Origin of the sequence: [Clostridium] saccharolyticum WM1 (assembly GCF_000144625.1) — a bacterium.
Classification (GTDB): domain Bacteria; phylum Bacillota; class Clostridia; order Lachnospirales; family Lachnospiraceae; genus Lacrimispora; species Lacrimispora saccharolytica.
Window position 1 is genome coordinate 3,682,501 of the sequence record NC_014376.1, and the last position, 17,485, is coordinate 3,699,985.

The 17,485-nt window shown below is 44.1% G+C and carries 16 protein-coding genes and 1 rRNA gene (1 of these 17 cut by a window edge); 10 read left to right on the forward strand and 7 right to left on the reverse strand.

What is annotated here, in order from left to right; translation table 11 throughout:
• A 16S ribosomal RNA gene (locus CLOSA_RS17170) occupies positions 1-400 on the reverse strand; it reaches 1,131 nt to the left of the window's first position.
• A gap of 956 nt (positions 401-1,356) precedes the next feature.
• Between CLOSA_RS17170 and CLOSA_RS17175 the strand changes: the two genes are divergently transcribed.
• From CLOSA_RS17175 to CLOSA_RS17185, 3 genes are all read left to right on the forward strand, one after another.
• Positions 1,357-1,587: a hypothetical protein gene (locus CLOSA_RS17175; protein WP_013274006.1), complete on the forward strand. Its 231-nt coding sequence runs from the start codon at positions 1,357-1,359 to the stop codon at positions 1,585-1,587.
• A 151-nt stretch (positions 1,588-1,738) separates the two neighbouring features.
• Complete coding sequence (locus CLOSA_RS17180; RefSeq protein WP_013274007.1) at positions 1,739-3,493, forward strand: DUF342 domain-containing protein; 1,755 nt, start codon at positions 1,739-1,741, stop codon at positions 3,491-3,493.
• 21 nt (positions 3,494-3,514) lie between these two features.
• Positions 3,515-3,895, forward strand: a complete 381-nt coding sequence (locus CLOSA_RS17185) for a response regulator transcription factor (RefSeq protein WP_013274008.1) — start codon at positions 3,515-3,517, stop codon at positions 3,893-3,895.
• Positions 3,896-4,007: 112 nt separating this feature from the next.
• Here the strand turns inward: CLOSA_RS17185 and CLOSA_RS17190 are convergent, their stop codons facing one another.
• The 6 genes from CLOSA_RS17190 to CLOSA_RS17215 form a co-directional block, all read right to left on the reverse strand.
• Entirely contained in the window at positions 4,008-4,730 is a 723-nt protein-coding gene (locus CLOSA_RS17190; RefSeq protein WP_013274009.1) for a lytic transglycosylase domain-containing protein, read from the reverse strand.
• A gap of 29 nt (positions 4,731-4,759) precedes the next feature.
• Positions 4,760-5,827, reverse strand: a complete 1,068-nt coding sequence (locus tag CLOSA_RS17195) for an N-acetylmuramoyl-L-alanine amidase family protein (protein ID WP_049791681.1) — start codon at positions 5,825-5,827, stop codon at positions 4,760-4,762.
• Positions 5,815-7,179, reverse strand: a complete 1,365-nt coding sequence (locus CLOSA_RS17200; protein WP_013274011.1) for an N-acetylmuramoyl-L-alanine amidase family protein — start codon at positions 7,177-7,179, stop codon at positions 5,815-5,817. The genes CLOSA_RS17195 and CLOSA_RS17200 overlap by 13 nt, the downstream gene beginning before the upstream one ends.
• Positions 7,180-7,381: 202 nt before the next feature.
• Positions 7,382-8,029: a PilZ domain-containing protein gene (locus CLOSA_RS17205; protein ID WP_013274012.1), complete on the reverse strand. Its 648-nt coding sequence runs from the start codon at positions 8,027-8,029 to the stop codon at positions 7,382-7,384.
• Positions 8,030-8,032: 3 nt separating this feature from the next.
• Complete coding sequence (locus CLOSA_RS17210; RefSeq protein WP_013274013.1) at positions 8,033-8,380, reverse strand: EscU/YscU/HrcU family type III secretion system export apparatus switch protein; 348 nt, start codon at positions 8,378-8,380, stop codon at positions 8,033-8,035.
• Entirely contained in the window at positions 8,367-9,788 is a 1,422-nt protein-coding gene (locus CLOSA_RS17215) for a hypothetical protein (RefSeq protein ID WP_013274014.1), read from the reverse strand. The genes CLOSA_RS17210 and CLOSA_RS17215 overlap by 14 nt, the downstream gene beginning before the upstream one ends.
• A 126-nt stretch (positions 9,789-9,914) precedes the next feature.
• On the opposite strand from CLOSA_RS17215, the gene CLOSA_RS17220 reads away from it, so the two are divergent.
• The 7 genes from CLOSA_RS17220 (at position 9,915) to flgK (ending at position 17,483) form a co-directional block, all read left to right on the forward strand.
• Positions 9,915-12,053, forward strand: a complete 2,139-nt coding sequence (locus CLOSA_RS17220; protein WP_013274015.1) for a chemotaxis protein CheA — start codon at positions 9,915-9,917, stop codon at positions 12,051-12,053.
• A 22-nt stretch (positions 12,054-12,075) separates the two neighbouring features.
• Positions 12,076-12,573: a chemotaxis protein CheW gene (locus tag CLOSA_RS17225; protein WP_013274016.1), complete on the forward strand. Its 498-nt coding sequence runs from the start codon at positions 12,076-12,078 to the stop codon at positions 12,571-12,573.
• Positions 12,574-12,586: 13 nt separating this feature from the next.
• Positions 12,587-13,399: a CheR family methyltransferase gene (locus CLOSA_RS17230; protein ID WP_013274017.1), complete on the forward strand. Its 813-nt coding sequence runs from the start codon at positions 12,587-12,589 to the stop codon at positions 13,397-13,399.
• Between the two features lie 152 nt (positions 13,400-13,551).
• A complete protein-coding gene (locus CLOSA_RS17235) occupies positions 13,552-14,595 on the forward strand; it encodes a protein-glutamate methylesterase/protein-glutamine glutaminase (protein ID WP_013274018.1) in 1,044 nt (347 codons plus the stop codon).
• A gap of 107 nt (positions 14,596-14,702) precedes the next feature.
• Entirely contained in the window at positions 14,703-15,026 is a 324-nt protein-coding gene (locus CLOSA_RS17240) for a flagellar biosynthesis anti-sigma factor FlgM (RefSeq protein ID WP_013274019.1), read from the forward strand.
• Entirely contained in the window at positions 15,019-15,444 is a 426-nt protein-coding gene (gene flgN, locus CLOSA_RS17245; RefSeq protein ID WP_013274020.1) for a flagellar export chaperone FlgN, read from the forward strand. The genes CLOSA_RS17240 and flgN overlap by 8 nt, the downstream gene beginning before the upstream one ends.
• Positions 15,441-17,483: a flagellar hook-associated protein FlgK gene (gene flgK / locus CLOSA_RS21885; RefSeq protein ID WP_013274021.1), complete on the forward strand. Its 2,043-nt coding sequence runs from the start codon at positions 15,441-15,443 to the stop codon at positions 17,481-17,483. Before flgN ends, flgK begins: the two co-directional genes overlap by 4 nt.
• Positions 17,484-17,485 lie beyond the last annotated feature (2 nt).

Sequence of the window (17,485 nt, forward strand, 5' to 3'; positions counted from 1 at the left end):
GGGTTTCCCCCATTGTCCAATATTCCCCACTGCTGCCTCCCGTAGGAGTTTGGGCCGTGTCTCAGTCCCAATGTGGCCGGTCACCCTCTCAGGTCGGCTACTGATCGTCGGCTTGGTGGGCCGTTACCTCACCAACTACCTAATCAGACGCGGGTCCATCTCATACCACCGGAGTTTTTCACACCGTACCATGCGGCACTGTGTGCTTATGCGGTATTAGCAGTCGTTTCCAACTGTTATCCCCCTGTATGAGGCAGGTTACCCACGCGTTACTCACCCGTCCGCCGCTCAGTCACTTTTAATTCCATCCGAAAACTTCCTTAAAAGTGCTTCGCTCGACTTGCATGTGTTAAGCACGCCGCCAGCGTTCATCCTGAGCCAGGATCGAACTCTCAAATTTAAGCAGATAGTCTTTGAAAGCGGTCGTAGATTTGCCAGAAATCCCGTTGGAAGTTTACTTCCATAAGGGAGTTATGGGAAAGCTGCGAACATTTGCGAAGCAAATGGTAGCGAATGAAGCAAAGCTTCATGAGCCTACCGCCCGGACTAGCCATCCAGTTCAATCCACGGTCAAAATCAACTAACTAGCTAATTTATTTCCCGTTTTACTTGTTGTTTGGTTCGTATACAATTACTTGTATTCGTTCTGAAATTTTCTCATTCAAAGCCATCAAACATGGCTTGTTTTATTAGAATTTTCAGGGTTTTACATACTGTTCAATCTTCTGTTTTCAAGGTGCTGATTTTGCTTTGCTGTCTCAGCAGCAACTTTTAAAGTTTATCATAGCTGATTGTTTTTGTCAACCATTTTTTTATTTTTCTTCAAAACTTTTTCATCGGTCATTGATGTGTTTTGGAAGAAGTTTTGCCGCCGTTTTCAGCGGCGAGTTACATCATACCAAAGCATTCGGCAAATGTCAACATTTATTTTATATAATTTTTCTAATTTGTAATGAAAAAAGGACTTCATGAAATCGAAGACAGAACTCCCCCACTGGAAACACAGGAATTTAAACAATCAATGATGGATTACGCTAGACCGTTAACGTAGGAATCCAAACAAGCGTCTTCCCGCAAGTGCCAAATCCCCTGCGGAAATTGCATTGCTCAAGAAACACCAGGAAACAAAAAGGCGGTATGTACCTTACATACGTAGAAACATGCTCAGAAATAACCTAAATCACCTTATTCAGCCAAACCTGGTTTTACGTTTTTAATTTTAGTAACTATTTTATGTAACCAATAATGTTTTTTTTAAATAAAGTAACCAAAAGGGCAACTATTATGTTATAATTATGCTATGATTTGCCGATATAAATATATAGCCGATTTGCTATAGAAGAAGGAGGTGTTCCTATGACGCGTCTTGGAGTAAAGATTCCGCTAGCCTGTAAATCAAGATCAGGCAATCCGCATGACAGATCATTTTCTGCCGTGGATTATCCAAAGTATGTGGCCTTAAAAAGACTGGGAAGGACGAAATCCCATGTCCAGCAAAACAGATATTCATGGCCCGGCCCAGGTGATCTGGTTTATAAAGGTACTAGACGAATTTTATCCGATTATATATACATAGGAATAGATTGACCAGAAACCGAGCCATCATTTCTTGGATTGGGGAACCAGACACTGTCAGAAACTGACACCTGCCGGCCACAGCCAGAGAAACCATGGAAAATCAGCCAATTACTTGCATACAGGGAAAAGTAGCAGGTAATTTTAATGTTAGGGGAAGAAAATGAAAGAGAAAACAAAAAAAGGGTTCTTTAGCCTTTTTCAAAATGTAAAGCGTTCTGCAGAATCTTCGGAAGAATCCGTTGCCACTGCTGTCATTTTACCTGAAGAAGCCGAAAAAGAGGATTTTGAAAACACAGTTTCAGATCCTGCCGAACAAAATAGCTCTGATCCAGCCGAAGATAGTTACTCTGATCCAGCATCCATACCTTCCGAAATTGAACAAAACACTCCCTCCCCTTCTTTTATATGGGAGCTGACCGATGATCCGCTTATCGTACGGTTGGACGAAGAAGCCTTATACAGTGAATGCACGCAGTTCTCCAGTAAAATGCGCTCATTGTCCAATGTCTTCCGGAGAACATCCGAAGCCTCCCAGGAGCAGGAACCTCAGCCAAAGGCGGCCAAGGCTCATCTTCATATGTCAAATAACCAGATGGCCGCATGGATTTATGTCATACCTCCATTTAATGGCGGTGAAGATATAAAAATGGAAGATTTGAAAACCATTCTTAACCAGGAACGTATATCCACCGGTATCTTAGAGGATGCTTTGAAATCAATCGTAGAGAATCAGGTTTATGACCAGACCGTATTGGTTGCGAAGGGAGTGCTGGCACGCAACGGAATCGACGGTTCTATTAGGGACCACTTTCAACGTACACTAAATATTGAATTTAAGGAAGAAGAAAACGGGTCTGTGGACTATAAAAAGTTAAATAACATTCAATCCGTCAAGGAAGGGGAAGTGATCAGTACCATTACCCTTGCCGTTCCCGGAGAAAATGGTATGACCATAACCGGCAAACCCTATCCCTGTACCATAAAGGGCACCGATGTTCCCATACCAGGAGGCCGCAATACCGTGCTGACAGAAGACCGGACTCTCCTTATTTCTCAGAGAACGGGCCATGTGACATTTGCCAATGGAAAATTCCAGGTAGATCCTATCCTTAAGATAAACGGCAACATTGATAATAGTACAGGAAACTTAGACTATGACGGGGACATCTTAATCACAGGAGACGTAAGAAATGGATTTTCCGTGAAGGCCACCGGAAATATTGACATTCGAGGTTCCGTTGAAGGTGCCCAGATTACAGCCCAGGGATCCATAACCATTGCCAGCGGCATGTCAGGAAACGGCCGCGGCGTTTTAACCTCTGACTCTGACGTTAAATGCCGTTATCTGGAGCACTGCACCGTCTCCGCCGGGGGAAATGTATATGCAGAAAGCATTATTAACTCCAAAATTGAAAGCGGGCAGGATATTTTGGTAACCTCCGGCATGGGCGTGATTATCGGCGGATCCCTTCTGGCCTCCAACAGCATCAATGCACGCATCATTGGATCTAAAGTGCGGCGGCTGATTACGGAATTGATCATTGCCAATGTTCCTAAAAACGTGGAAGAATCCTCCCGTCTTTCCAGAGAACTGGAGCAGCTCCGTCATAACATGACGGAAGTAAGAAAGAATATCATCTATCTTGAAACCACGCAAAGACCGGATAAGCAGCAGCTGCTGGATAGTTTAAAGCAGGCTACCACGTATTTAAACCTGCGGGAACAGGAGATCACAAGCCGTCTGGATGAAATAGCTGCGGTCGACAGGGAACAGTCCGGATTGATTCAATGCCAGCAACTGCTACCCGTGGTGCGCATCAGAATTGGCTCCTCCAGCCTGCTGGTCCAGGAAGAGTATTCCAGAAGTATTATTTATAAAAACAATGAAGGGGAAATTACGATCGGAAGTAATTAGATCAGAAGGAGGGAAGCTACTATGAAAAAAACAATTATGATTGTCGATGATTCAATTGTTACACGTAACGAGATCGAGCAATTACTAAAAGACACAAATTTTGATGTGATCTATCAGTGCAGAAGCGGGGAAGAGGCTCTGGAAGCCTATGAACGAGAAAAACCCGATATTGTGACCATGGATATCATAATGCCCGGAATCGATGGTATTGAAGCTTCCAAACGACTGTTGGAGCATCATCCGGAAGCAGGAATTATCATTATCAGTTCTCTTGTCTATGATAAAACACTGCAGATGGTGCAGAAATTAGGTCCTTCTGTTCCTTTTGTTTTCAAGCCCATTAAAAAATCATATTTTATTGAGGCCTTGATAAAAGTCAGTGATGCGATATCCAAAAAGTAAATAGCCGGCATCTGCTTGTATATTACTGGAATAAAATGTTTTTCCAACTTATATGAAAAAAGCCTAATGAAATCTATGGTTTAGATTTCCATTAGGCTTTTCCTATAAAAAATTATACATGATACATTGATCCGGCTGATGTATCTTCAGAATCAAGAGGACTGGAAATACGGTAAGAAGCCATCTGCATCCGAAGCTTCATCAGCTCGATCAAATAGAGATAATCGGATTTCTCCGGAACAAGGCTTTCATTTTCTTCTTCCCGGAACCGGCCTGTCAGGTATTCCAATGGATTTGTTGCATTCAAGGAGTACCCTGCCGTTTCGGTATCACCTGCGCCCATGTAATTCTTAACCTTCTTTACATACTCCTGAGTTTCCTTAAACGGAGGGATACCTCCATATTTGCTTACATTGTTGCTGCCAGCATTATAGGCTGCCAAAGTGAGATCCACGTTTCCATTATACCGTTCCAGATTTTCTCTTAGATATTTCGCTCCTCCCATGATATTGCTTCTTGCATCATAGGGGTCGTCCACTCCCAAAGATCTGGCAGTCGCCGGCATTAACTGCATCACTCCGGCTGCCCCCTTCTTTGAGGTGGCAGATGGATTAAAATTCGATTCCGCCTTGGCAACCGCCTTCAGCAGTTTTTCGGAAACGCCATATTTTTCAGAAGCCTCTGAAAATATAGCTTCCAGACTCTCCGGTGCCTTTACCACTGATTTTAAAATCTGTTTAAAACTACCCTTAGCAGATGAAGCTGCCGTATATCCTGCCTGCCCGATCCTTGCATTTGCAAGGGCAGACAGCTTTAACTGGTCTATCGTTGCCAAAATTCAATCCTCCCGTCAGTTTTTGACTATTAAGGTATCCATTTTCCAGAGGCATCCACCCAATAGCTGCCTACATGGGTACTGCTTGCCATACTGCCGTCTGAATTCAGGAAATACCAGACTCCGGGCTGAGGTTGTATCCACCCTGTCAGCATCTCTCCGCCTCCCGGATTCAAATAATACCATTTTCCATTGACAAACTGCCAGCCCATGAGTAATTTCCCATCTTTGGGATTTAAGTAATACCATCTTTGGCCTGATTGGAGCCACCCTGTCTGGCGTATCCCATTTCCATCGAAATAATACCAGTCGTTTAATATCTGCTTCCAGGAGTTCCTGGGAACCCCTCCATCTTCCTGCTTGTACGTATTCCCCTTCCAGACACCTGTAGTGTCCCCATCATATTCCATAATGGTATCTTCGGAAGTGACATAATCCCCTTCCTTCATATATTTTCGGTCATCGGCGGAATATCCGATTGCCCGGACTTCATAATAATAAACCGCATCCTTGTCCATATATTCAGATAAGTCTATCGTATTGGTTTCCACAGAAATACGCTTTTTCAGTTTGTCATCTGCATACAGAGCAACCTGATACCCTGTGGCAAATTCTACCTTTTCCCACACAGCCTTTGTCTTTTTGCTGTCGCTCCAGCCGGCCCTTGCCGTTTTTCCTAAAATTACCACAGGAACATAATCCGCCTTTACTTCCAGGGTATTATTATCCAGTGCTTTTGCGGAAACAAACTTGGCTCCTGTAATCTTGCACTCAGAACGGTTGTAGGCATCTGCAAATATGGTGGAGTCTGACGTTAAAATTACACTGACCCGTTCATTTTTCCCTGCTTTCCATTTGCTGATATCCCGTTTCCAGATAACCTCCTTGACCGATATTCCGGTAGTTGTTGTAGTAATCCCCGGCATCAGTATTTCTTCACTTCCATACTGGCTGTCAAATTTAAGATTCACGCTACGGATCACTATGGAATCGGCACCATAGGTTTTTACTGCCGGCAGACATGTCAGCACCGCTGTGAATACAGCCAGGAACACAGTATACAGCGTTCTTCTTTTCTCATTCATCATTGTACCCATACTCCATCCTCATTCACCGGAAATCCTTCGATCACCGTATTAACAGCCATGGTGCCATTCTGATTAAAATATCGCCACATTCCGTCGATCTTTTGCCAGCCGGTTACCATGACCCCATCCTCTCCGGTGAAATATGTATTTCCGTTCCGGGTGATCCACCCCTTTAGCATCGCTCCCTCCAGGTTTCCCTGAATGGTATTTAGATAATACCATCTCCCTGCCTGGTTAATCCAATCCTTTTGCATGGCTCCCTGGCTGTTAAAATAGTAATAATAGCCATCTATGACCTGCCAGTTGGTAGCAGCCGCTCCCATGGGAGCCTCATAGCCGTTGTCAGGGTAAAAATAATACCATGTACCATTAATTTTATTCCAGCCGGTCACCATGACTCCCTTGGAATTCATATAATAAATATCAGAATCCAGGATCAGCCAGCCGGTCACCATCTTTCCTTCCTGGTCAAAACGGTACCATACATTATCAAGCACCAGCCAGGAATTGGCCTGAACCGTTCCATCCGCATACCGGTAGTACCATACTCCCGACTGCTGATCCCAGCCCTCCTTTACTCCCGAGCTATTGGCACCGCCTGAAACGGTATCTGATTCTTTCCCGGTTCCATCGGACACATCCCGGTCCCTGATTACCAGTTCATCAGACTCCACCCAGCCGCTTTTCTTTCCGTTCTTCAGTTCTTCCTGTTTAAAGGGAACGGAGCGGATCTTATAAGAATAAGTTCCTTCCTCAGTCATGTAGGGGTAGAAATTGTAAGAGGTGGCTTTTACCTGCTCCTTTTTTAAAATAATCTTTTTCCCGCAGTATAGCCACAATTCATAAGCTCCTGAAGTATTATCTCCCTTGGACCAGACGGCCTGACCAAGCCTTGTATCCTTCCAGCCCACATCTTCCGGTTCCGCATACAGGCCTTTGACGGCTTTTGTTCTTAAGGTCACAATCAGATCGCTTCCCTTGCGTTTTGCACTGACATAGGAACCTCCCGTAATTTTCATCTTGGAAGCCTCATAAGAGGATTTGAAATAAGCATCGTATTCGTCGGAAGGGGTTAAGGTCACGTTCATCCTGGGTTCCTCACCTACCGTCATGTCCTTTGAAGTGGAGGTGACCCATTCTGCGTCCCTTACCGTGTATTTTTTATCGCCGGAAGTCACATAGCACTCCCCTTCGGTTTTGTCAATCTTTATATCAGGCAACCGGTCTCCTGCCTCAATATTAAGTACTACTTTAATGCTGATGGAATTGATGGCCTCTGTTGCCATCGCTTTTTCAGGGAACAAACACAGGCAAAAAGCTGCAAGAACAGCAACTGCCAATCCCCTCTTTTGTTGTTTCATGAAATCGCTCCTTTTAAAAAACACATCACATCGTTATCCTGCGGTTTATCATTGTCTATTAACAAATGCTATATTTTATAACCTTTCCTGCTCCAGAAGTTTCCTACCGCTTTGCCCTTTCATACAGCGTCATTTGCAGGCAGCTCCTCCATACTCCGGTTTATGTAAAAAGGTAAAATCTTTGTGGCTCTGGCCGTAGCATTCATTGTGTCTTTCTTCTTTTAAGCTGCTCCAGGAAGGTGAATTTTCTGACCATGGATTCCTGATAAGTCGTCATATCAAAGAAACGGCTGCCGTACCGGTATCGGGGCGGCTCATTCTCCTCTGATATTTTTTTCACCCATAAAATACTTGCCTTTAGCCGGGTACAGTCGCTGTCAGTATCAAACAGAAAAGAGAAAACCTGAGATTCCTTTAATTCAACAGCTGCTTCCAGCCCGATTCCTCCTGCACTTATGTCTTTTGCCTTTGCTGCTATGTGTGTAACCTTTCCGTCTGCATCTGCGGTCTCCAGGGTCACTGGCATCGAAATTCTGACCTTAAGATCACGGCGTCTTTGTTCTATTCCGATCAACTCATCAACCAGGCAGGGAACCTTATAGATCGCATTTCCGATTTCCCCGCTTTCGTCTCCACTGATCTTTACCCTTCCGGATAATCGGCATCTGCATGTAACAAGACCCTGCACACCGTCATAAAAAACGATCACGGATTCCGTGTTTACCATATCCATATCTTCCTCTTCAAAGATAAGACCCATGCTGTCCTTATGGGAATCAACTACCTTTACTTCTGCGATAAAAACACCATCCATCGTATAAACACATGCTTTCTCACATTCAATAAACATAACCTACTCCACCGTTTCCTCATTTATTATTTCTTCTTCCTCTATTTCCTCTATATGCTCCGGTTGGATTTTTTCGACCGGACCAGGCGCAAAATCCAGGAAATAAAGATAGATCTCCACGATTGCCTGATACAATTCTTCCGGCACCTGGCTCCCAAGCTCTAGCTGGGTCAGAATCGTCGCCAGGGAATTATCCTCATAAACGGGTACACCGTTTTCATTGGCAGTTTCAATTATCTTCTCTGCCATATACCCCATACCAGAGGCTACAATAACCGGAGCAGAATTCTTCGCATCGTCATACTTTAATGCAACTGCCTTTTTATTTAACGTGTTTCTAAATTCTGACATCAACTGAATTTTTCCTTTCATGGATTTTGGGAAATACCTCTACCGGAGAGGACGGTCCGCCCCCTGCCTGAAGATAGATGTTGTCCGCCCGAAAGTGGTGCCGGTCAAGAATATTCTTAATACCCTTATGGATATCAGCTTCTGACTTTTGCATTTTTTCCGGGTAATAAAGCTGAAGGGTTGCCGCATTGTCCCCATATAAAAGCAGCAGCTTAAACTGCCCCAATTCCCTGATATCGAACTTAACGAAAATTCTGGCCGTATGCTTTGCTCCGGCCTGGGTACTGCTGCCCTCCTCATCAGGATCGATCCACATCTCGGAAAACAGTTTCCGTCCGTCTACATTCATAGGGAATGCCAGATGTATAAGAGGCATATAAACACTTTCATTCAAAACCATGGATTGGAGTATGTTCTGGAACATCTGCTTATTCTCCAGGCCTGCGTCCCCATTGACACCGGCTTTCAGAAAATCAATAAACTTATCCGCCCATTGGTTTTTCCCTGCTGCCTGCTCCATATCCACCTGATGAAGCAGTTCGCCGAACTGTTCCATCGTCATGGATCCAAAGAATTTACGGAATCCCTGATAGCCCGTCAGCCTGGAAAAGGACTGCAAAACCTCTCCCCTGTCCCCATTTTCATATCTGGCTATCAGTACCGTTAACAGGGATATTTTATCCCGTATGGTGCCCATATCGTGATTCATGGCAATGTAACGGCCCAGAAAGGGAAGGAGCTTTTCCTTTAAGAGCGCACTGTTTGGAGAGGTCTGCCCTTCAGGCGCTGATAAGTCCAGTTCCTTTAAGAAAGACTCAATCTGCTCTCTCGTCTGCTTGAATACATATGCCTCCATATCCTTCACTGTATTAAATATATCATGAAGTATGTGTTTTCCGGAAGACATATCATTGAATTTTCTAATAAAATTTAAAACTTCTGCTTTTAGATCCACAGATGTTGTTTCCGCCATCACTTGACGGAGCTGGTCAAAAATACCTCCGTTAAAGCGGACAGCTGATTCCGTCTGTTCCTTTATAAAGGGCAGGATCTCTTCTGCCTGCATCTGGGTTGCCTCAAAAAAGGAAGCAATCTTCTGTGCAGCTTCCTCTCCCATAATTCCACCTGTCAGTACTTCTTCTCCCTGAAAAAAGATATCGGCAAATATTTTGGAAAGATCCGGTATGTTTTTTACCAGGTTGAGAAACGCGCCGAAATTTGATCCATACTGGAATGCCAGCTGCTGATCCCCGGTTCCTCCGGAATCCGTGCGGTTATCCCCTCTCATGACTTTTGAAGGGTCTATCGGATTCTGGATATGGATTCCCTGTCCGGCCTGGGGGTTGTTTTTTATCGTCGAATTATCGTAACCGGAAAGCGGTGTTGTAACTTTCAAAATATCTGCCATACTATGCCTCCATTTATCTGGTATTTTACATATTTTTTCCAAAGGTTATTTAATTTACTATTATTTTTTATCCAACCATACCGATAAATAGATATATACTAAACTAAACAAGGCGGTGTAAATATTATGGATAACGGCATGGAAAATATGCTTGATATGTATCTCTTTGAAACCAATTCTCTTCTGGAGCAACTGGATGAACTGCTGATAGAAGCCGAAAAGGCTGGAGATTTTACGGTGGATGATGTGAACGAAATCTTTCGTATCATGCACACCGTCAAGGGTTCTTCCGCTATGATGGAGTTCACTTCCCTGATGCAGATCGCCCACCACATTGAAGATCTATTCTTTTTTATCCGTGAGAACGGTCTGGAATCTCTTGACATTTCTCACAAAAGCACCCTTTTTGACTTAATGTTCCGTTCTACCGATATGCTTCGTGCTGAAGTATCAAAAGTAGAAAACAATGAACCACTTAGTGATAATGTCGACCATCTGACTCAGGAAATTAATAGTTTCCTGAAAAAAATCAGTAAGGATAATAACGAAACCGGGAATAAGGAAAAAAGCGTGAAGGCTCCTGAGCCGCAGGAAGCACAAACGCCCGCTGCCGCCCCGGCCCCTGCAGCTCCTGCAGTCAACCTGGAAGAAATTCGGATGGAGCTGGCGGACTGTCCCGATGACAAGGCTCCATTTTTCCTGAGGATCTTCTATGACGAAGGCTGCGGGATGGAAAACCTTCGTGCATTTATGCTGATAAGCTCGTTAAAAGAATCCGGGCTGGAATTCGGTTTTTATCCGAAGGATGTGGAGACCAACAGCCAAACCTGCGGAATCATTGTTGAAAAGGGCTTTTTCTTAACCTTTGGCAGCCGCAAGGATGCAGATATGGCAATCTCCCAGATCAATAACCTAAACAATATCCGCTCCTATGAGCTTATTGAAAATGTGCACGCAGCAACTTCCAAAACTGCAGAAACCCAGAACGTGCAGGCATCTTCTACCGCAGCTGACCATGAAAACACCGCAGCTGCAAACACTCCTGCCGCCAGTGCCGGACACCAGATGCCCAGCAAGCAGAACTTAATCAGCGTGAACTTAACAAAACTGGATAATCTGGTTGCCATTGTAGGGGAAATCGTCATTACGGAATCCATGGTGACCTCCTCTCCGGAGATCCAGAATCTGAAAAACTTAGACAGCTTTTTAAAAGCTACGAGACAGCTCCGCAAACTGACCGATGACCTTCAGGATATTGTCATGTCCCTGCGCATGGTGCCGATATCCGGCGTATTCCAGAAAATGAACCGGATCGTCCGGGATATGAAGCAAAAGCTTAAAAAGGATGTGCGCCTGACCATCATCGGTGAGAACACTGAAGTGGATAAATCCATTGTGGACAGCATCGGCGATCCCATCATGCATATTGTCCGCAACTCCATGGATCATGGAATTGAAGAAACTGCCGAAGAACGGATTGCCGCCGGAAAAAATCCTCAGGGAGAGCTGATTCTTTCCGCAAGCCATACGACCAACGAAGTGATCATTTCCATCAGCGATGACGGGCGTGGAGTCAACCCTGCGGGAGTTCTGGCAAAAGCAAAGAAAAACGGCATTCTTACAAAGCCTGAAAGCGAATACACTCATAAAGAAATCCTGGCCCTCCTGCTTGCTCCCGGTTTTTCCACCAACGAAGTGGTAACTGAATTTTCCGGACGCGGAGTCGGCATGGATGTGGTGAAGAAAAACGTGGAGAACATCGGCGGTACCATCACCATTACCAGCGAATTAGGAAAAGGAATGTGCACCACCTTAAAAATCCCTCTTACCATGGCTATTGTGGATGGTATGGAAATCGCAGTGGGAAAATCCGTCTTTACGATCCCCATTGCCAATATCCGCCAGTCCTTTAAGGTGAAGAACGAAGAGGTGATCTATGATACAGAGGGCAATGAGATCATCAAATGCATGAACCAGTTCTACCCCATTATCCGAATTCACAGGCTCTACAACATTGAAACGGAAATCACCAGCATTGAGGATGGAATCCTTGTATGGGTGGAATCCGGAGACAAGTCCTATTGCCTTTTTGTAGATGACCTTCTGGGAGAACAGCAGGTGGTTGTAAAACCTCTTCCTGTTTACTTAAACAGCTTCAATATCAAGGATTCTGGAATCAGCGGATGTACCATATTGGGCGACGGCAATATCAGCATCATATTAGACGTTTTAAATCTGTATGCTGCAGCACATAATCAATACTAATTTGGGAATTGGAGGAATACAAATGTCAGCAGAGAATACAAAAACAGCCATGTCTGGTGCAGATAATTATGCAGACGAAGATTTTATTTCCGGCGGGACAGAAACCATGGAACGGTACCTGACCTTTCGCACCGATAACCTGATTTTTGGTGTAAGCACCAATTATATCATTGAGATCATTACCAACCATGCGATCACCCCCATGCCCATGATGCCGGGCTATGTAAAGGGAATCATCAACTTAAGAGGTCAGATCGTACCGATCATCGACATCCGTTTAAGACTTGGCAAACCAGCCATTGAATACACCAACACCACCTGCGTCATCGTTCTGAATGTGGATTCGGTATTTATCGGAGTCATCGTGGATGCCGTTGACCAGGTTCTTGACATAGACTATTCCAGCATTTCCCCTGTTCCTGCCAATAACCGGGAAGAGCTGGTAAGCGGTATGATCTCCCTGCCGGACAATCACGTTGTCCTGCTTCTGGATTGTGAAACTTTAGTTAATAACTCATAAAGGACGGCTTTTTATGCTAACACTTTCGCAGCAAGACTTTACGCGGCTGGTTCAGTTCGTGAAAAAAAATTATGGAATTGATCTGTCTAAAAAGATGCAGCTGATTATGGGGCGGTTGTCAAATACCATCATATCCCTGGGATACACTTCCTTTACGGATTACATCGACCATATCATCTCATCCAAGAACCCGGCCGACTTAGAAGTCATGTTAAACAAGCTTACAACGAATTACACCTATTTTATGAGGGAGGAAGCTCATTTTAATTTTTTCCGTGACACCATACTCCCTTATCTGCTAAACACAAAGAAAAATAAGGTTTTAAGCATATGGAGCGCCGGCTGCTCTTCCGGAGAGGAGCCTTATACAATTTCAATGATCATCAAGGAAACCCTGGGGGCGCAAGCCGCCCTCTGGGATACCCGGGTCCTGGCTACCGACATCTCCCAGAATGCTTTAAAGGCTGCAAGGGAAGCGGTCTATGATGAAGACTCCCTTAAAAATCTGTCTTCTGCCTGGAAATCCAAATATTTTGTTAAAACCTCGGAACAGGGTGTCTATTCCGTAGCCCCTGCAATAAAATCAAACGTAATTTTCCAAACCTTCAATCTGATGGACCCCATTCACTTCCGGCTAAAATTTGACGTAATTTTTTGCAGAAATGTAATGATTTATTTTGACCAGGGCACCAAGGATGCCTTGATTCAGCGTTTTTATGATGCAACCGCGCCGGGAGGCTATCTTCTCATTGGACATTCAGAAACGATAAATAAGGAGAAAACACCTTATAAATACTTAATGCCCGCAACATACCGAAAAGAATAATCTGTGTAATATAAAATCTATTTGCCGGCAATTAAACTTTCCGCAAATGGATTTTATATTACACAGATTTATAATTAAATATCAGGAATATGTAAACCCTTTTTACATCTGCCTGTATGCGTTTTTATGATCCGCATAGAATGGAGTAGATTATGAACGAAAAAATCCGAGTTTTTGTAGTAGATGATTCCCTGCTGTTTCGCAAGGTGCTGATTGATAACCTATCCCAAAATCCCAATATTGAAGTTGTTGGATATGCCATTGATGCCTTTGATGCCGAACGAAAAATACCGGTCATAAAGCCTGATGTGGTTACAGTGGATGTGGAAATGCCACGGTTAAACGGCATTGACTTTGTAAAAAAGCTTTTGCCCAATTATCCGGTTCCCGTTATTCTGGTATCCTCCCTTAATTTAAATGTATTTGAAGCCCTTTCTGCCGGAGCTGTGGATTTTGTCAGAAAGCCCGATATGTCAGCCAGCAACACTGCCAGTACCTTTATCAATACATTAATAAGCAAAATATTCATCGCCTCCCGGGCCAGAATCAGGGTGCCTGGGGTGCCTTCTCCCATAGTTTCCCAAAAGCCGGTTGGTACCGGGAGACCATTCAGCCTTAATGCCGGCAATACGGTGATTGCCATAGGCGCTTCTACCGGCGGAACAGAAGCTACGCTCCAGGTCTTAAAGAACCTTCCACCGGATACTCCCGGCATTGTGGTCACCCAGCATATGCCGGAAGGCTTTACAAAAATGTATGCAGACCGCTTAAACCACTTATGCCAGATGAACGTAAAAGAAGCCCAAACCGGGGATGTGGTGGAAAGAGGTCAGGTACTTATCGCCCCGGGAGACTTGCAAATGAAAGTAATCCGCTCGGGAAGCCGCTACACCGTAAGCTGCTTTTCCGGGGAAAAGGTCAGCGGACACCGTCCTTCTGTTGATGTTCTTTTTCAATCCGTGGCCGATGCGGCGGGAGCATCTTCTGTTGGGATCATCATGACCGGCATGGGAAGAGACGGTGCGGACGGACTCCTCAAAATGAAGAAAAAGGGCGCCTTTACCATCGGTCAGGATGCGGAAAGCTGCGTTGTCTATGGAATGCCCATGGTGGCCTATAATATCGGAGCCGTTACCGTTCAGACTGCCTGCTCCAATATTTCCAATGTACTGTTAAAGCATTTATATACGCTTTAATTTAAGAAATTACACATTACAAAGTTAATATTTTTTTCAAACTGACGATATTATAAATGTAGCAAAGAAACAGCTGCATTTTTCAGCTCTCAGAAAGGAGTAAATCCATGCGTATTTCATCGAACTTTTTCAATACGCTGTATAATACATCCATGATACGACAAAATCAGGATCAGACCGGAACCAATGCTTCAGAATCTGCAAAAAACAAGTATGATGAAATCACCATTCGTTCTGCTTCTTTGGAGACAATGGATTCTAAGTTTGCAGCCGAAATCAAAAATCTTCTCATGAAAGAAGTGAAGCAGCCCTCTTCCGGAGATAAGCTGGACAGCTTAAAGAAAAGAATCGAAGATGGAACTTACCAGGTAGATGCCAATAAGATTGCTGAAAAGATTCTTTTATACAAAGGAGCAGATTTCCATGAATGACTTTATTGCTGTTATTGAGGATATGATCCAACTGTTTCAGGAACTGATTCACATTGAGCAATCAAAGCTGGAGGCTGCGGCAAAAAACAGGATTACTCATGTGGAAGAATGTATGAATCAGGAGCAGGCCGCCATTTTAAAGCTAAGAGGCCTTGATAAAAAACGGGAAACCTGCCAGGAACAGCTTGGCTATAAAAACGATACCTTTCAGCAGATCCTGTTAAAAACTTCAGGTGCGGAGCATAACCAGCTAAAGCAGTTGTTTGATTCACTCACTTACGAGGTGCGGCTGTTTCAGGAAACCAATGAAAGCGCCCGCTCCATGATTGAAATAAATCTTCATATGATAAACAAAGAACTTAACAATTCCCAAAAGGTAAAAACAAAAGATAAAGCGAAATGGGAGGGACTATTATGACACGATCCACTTTCTCCGGTTTTACTATCGCCCAGCTTGCCATGAGTGCCAGCCAGCGTGCTCTTGATGTAACCGGACAAAATATAGCAAACATTAACACAAAAGGTTACACCAAGCAGCAGCTGGATCTTGTAAGCCTAAATTTAAGAGGCGGCGAAGTGGTAAGCACCGGCCCTGCTTCTAAAATCGGCTACGGTGTTGAAATCACAGGAATCTCCCAGATACGTGATCCTTTTCTTGATGTCCAGTACCGCAACCAGATCGCCAAGGTAGGTACTGCCGATGCTCACCAGGGAACCCTGGATCAGCTGGCAGATATTTTTGACGAAACAGATAAAGATGCTTTGAAGAAAGCCCTCAGTGATTTAAGCAGCAGCCTGGACAAGCTGTCCTCTAACGCAAATAACGGCGAATTTGACAGCATCGTTCGTTCCAGATGTCAGGTTCTGCTTAATTATATCCATCAGAAATCATCAGAGTTAACCAGCGTCCGGGAGGAAACCATCAGTGGTCTGGAAAAAACAGATATTCCAACAGTAAACGGTCTTCTTTCCGACATTGGGGAATTAAATGACGCCATCTGGAAAAGCCAGGTTCTCGGCAATCCTGCCCTCGAGCTTCAGGATCAAAGGAATTTGAAGCTGGATGAACTGGCCTCCTATCTTCCCATCAGTGTTTCCTATAAGGAAGTGACCATATCCAGTGATACCAGGCTTAGTTATCCGGTTGTGAAATTCATCGGCTCGGACGGTATGACCTATAATCTTACCGCAGGCGAGCACGGGGAAAATACTGCTTCTCTTTCCTCTGAGCGGAACAAAGGTATAGACGGAAATTATAATGGACATATTTCAATTTCTCTTATTCCTGCCAGTGATTTTCCTTCCAATACTGATGTCTCTCCTTTAAAAACGGATATTACCGGTTATCTGAAGGAAGGATCTTTAAAAGGCCTGGTAGATGTATTAAATAAGTCCGGTGAGCTGGATAATCCGGCGACTGATTACAGAGGAATCGGCTATTATGAAAAATCCTTTGATGCCTTTGTACAGACCTTTGCCGAGACATTCAACAAGCTGAACACAAATACGTTCCCTTACACGGGCGTAACCGGCGTTCCTGCCAACGGTGTCCCCAAGGAATTGACCAGTACCGGTTCTGAAAAGGCAGAATACAGTATTAGCTTTTTAAATTCCACGGGAAATTTCTTAAATAAGGAAAAAATAAACATAAACGGCCAGACCTATACCTTTGGAGACGGAACAGGCGGTACTGTTGAAATCGGCCCCAGTCTTGAAGGAAGCCTGGTAAAGCTGGTAGACAAGCTGAATACTGACGCACCCAATATGACGGTAAACGGGGCATCTACCCCAGGCTCCTGGAATTATCAGGCCAGCACTGGAAAGCTTATATGGACCAGCACAGCTCCTTTGACCGCAGGAACAGAAATTAACAGCACCAGCATTCAAGCAGGGGATGGTACAAAGTTTTCCCTTACTTATAAAGCAGATCCTCTTAATATCAAAAACTTTGATTTATTTAAGACTTCTGACGGCAGTAAGATCTTTACGGCAAGTAATATTAAAATCTCCGATGACTGGATGAACAACACCATCCATATTATTTCCTCTCACGATGAAAATGCCGGTTCAACTGCCAATGATAATATTATCCGAATGATAAAATCTCTGACCGAGGAAAGAGATTTTAAATATGAATACACTTATAAAGATAAAAACGGCATCCCTCAGACCGGAACGATTACTTACTACAACGGCAATTTCTCCCAGTGCTACTCCAACCTGGAGAATATACAGGGAATTGACAGCTCCGCTAATAAGGCAATACTGAGCAATCATATATCGGTTCTTAAGCAGACGGCCAACAGCAAGGATGCCGTATCCGGAGTTTCCTTAGATGAAGAGGGGATCAACCTGATGCAGTTTCAAAGGTCTTATACGGCTGCCGCACGTCTTATGACCACTCTTGATGAAGTACTGAACGTTTTAATTAACAATACAGGTATAGTCGGCAGATAGGA

Excerpts from the sequence above, each read along its gene's own strand:
- CLOSA_RS17180 (WP_013274007.1), top strand. The coding sequence starts at position 1,739 with ATGAAAGAGAAAACAAAAAAAGGGTTCTTTAGCCTTTTTCAAAATGTA.
- CLOSA_RS17205 (WP_013274012.1), bottom strand. The coding sequence starts at position 8,029 with ATGTTTATTGAATGTGAGAAAGCATGTGTTTATACGATGGATGGTGTT.
- CLOSA_RS17235 (WP_013274018.1), top strand. The coding sequence starts at position 13,552 with ATGAACGAAAAAATCCGAGTTTTTGTAGTAGATGATTCCCTGCTGTTT.
- CLOSA_RS17210 (WP_013274013.1), bottom strand. The coding sequence starts at position 8,380 with ATGTCAGAATTTAGAAACACGTTAAATAAAAAGGCAGTTGCATTAAAG.
- CLOSA_RS17215 (WP_013274014.1), bottom strand. The coding sequence starts at position 9,788 with ATGGCAGATATTTTGAAAGTTACAACACCGCTTTCCGGTTACGATAAT.
- CLOSA_RS17200 (WP_013274011.1), bottom strand. The coding sequence starts at position 7,179 with ATGAAACAACAAAAGAGGGGATTGGCAGTTGCTGTTCTTGCAGCTTTT.
- CLOSA_RS17220 (WP_013274015.1), top strand. The coding sequence starts at position 9,915 with ATGGATAACGGCATGGAAAATATGCTTGATATGTATCTCTTTGAAACC.
- CLOSA_RS17240 (WP_013274019.1), top strand. The coding sequence starts at position 14,703 with ATGCGTATTTCATCGAACTTTTTCAATACGCTGTATAATACATCCATG.
- CLOSA_RS17195 (WP_049791681.1), bottom strand. The coding sequence starts at position 5,827 with ATGGGTACAATGATGAATGAGAAAAGAAGAACGCTGTATACTGTGTTC.
- CLOSA_RS17230 (WP_013274017.1), top strand. The coding sequence starts at position 12,587 with ATGCTAACACTTTCGCAGCAAGACTTTACGCGGCTGGTTCAGTTCGTG.
- CLOSA_RS17175 (WP_013274006.1), top strand. The coding sequence starts at position 1,357 with ATGACGCGTCTTGGAGTAAAGATTCCGCTAGCCTGTAAATCAAGATCA.
- CLOSA_RS17225 (WP_013274016.1), top strand. The coding sequence starts at position 12,076 with ATGTCAGCAGAGAATACAAAAACAGCCATGTCTGGTGCAGATAATTAT.
- CLOSA_RS17185 (WP_013274008.1), top strand. The coding sequence starts at position 3,515 with ATGAAAAAAACAATTATGATTGTCGATGATTCAATTGTTACACGTAAC.
- flgN (WP_013274020.1), top strand. The coding sequence starts at position 15,019 with ATGAATGACTTTATTGCTGTTATTGAGGATATGATCCAACTGTTTCAG.
- flgK (WP_013274021.1), top strand. The coding sequence starts at position 15,441 with ATGACACGATCCACTTTCTCCGGTTTTACTATCGCCCAGCTTGCCATG.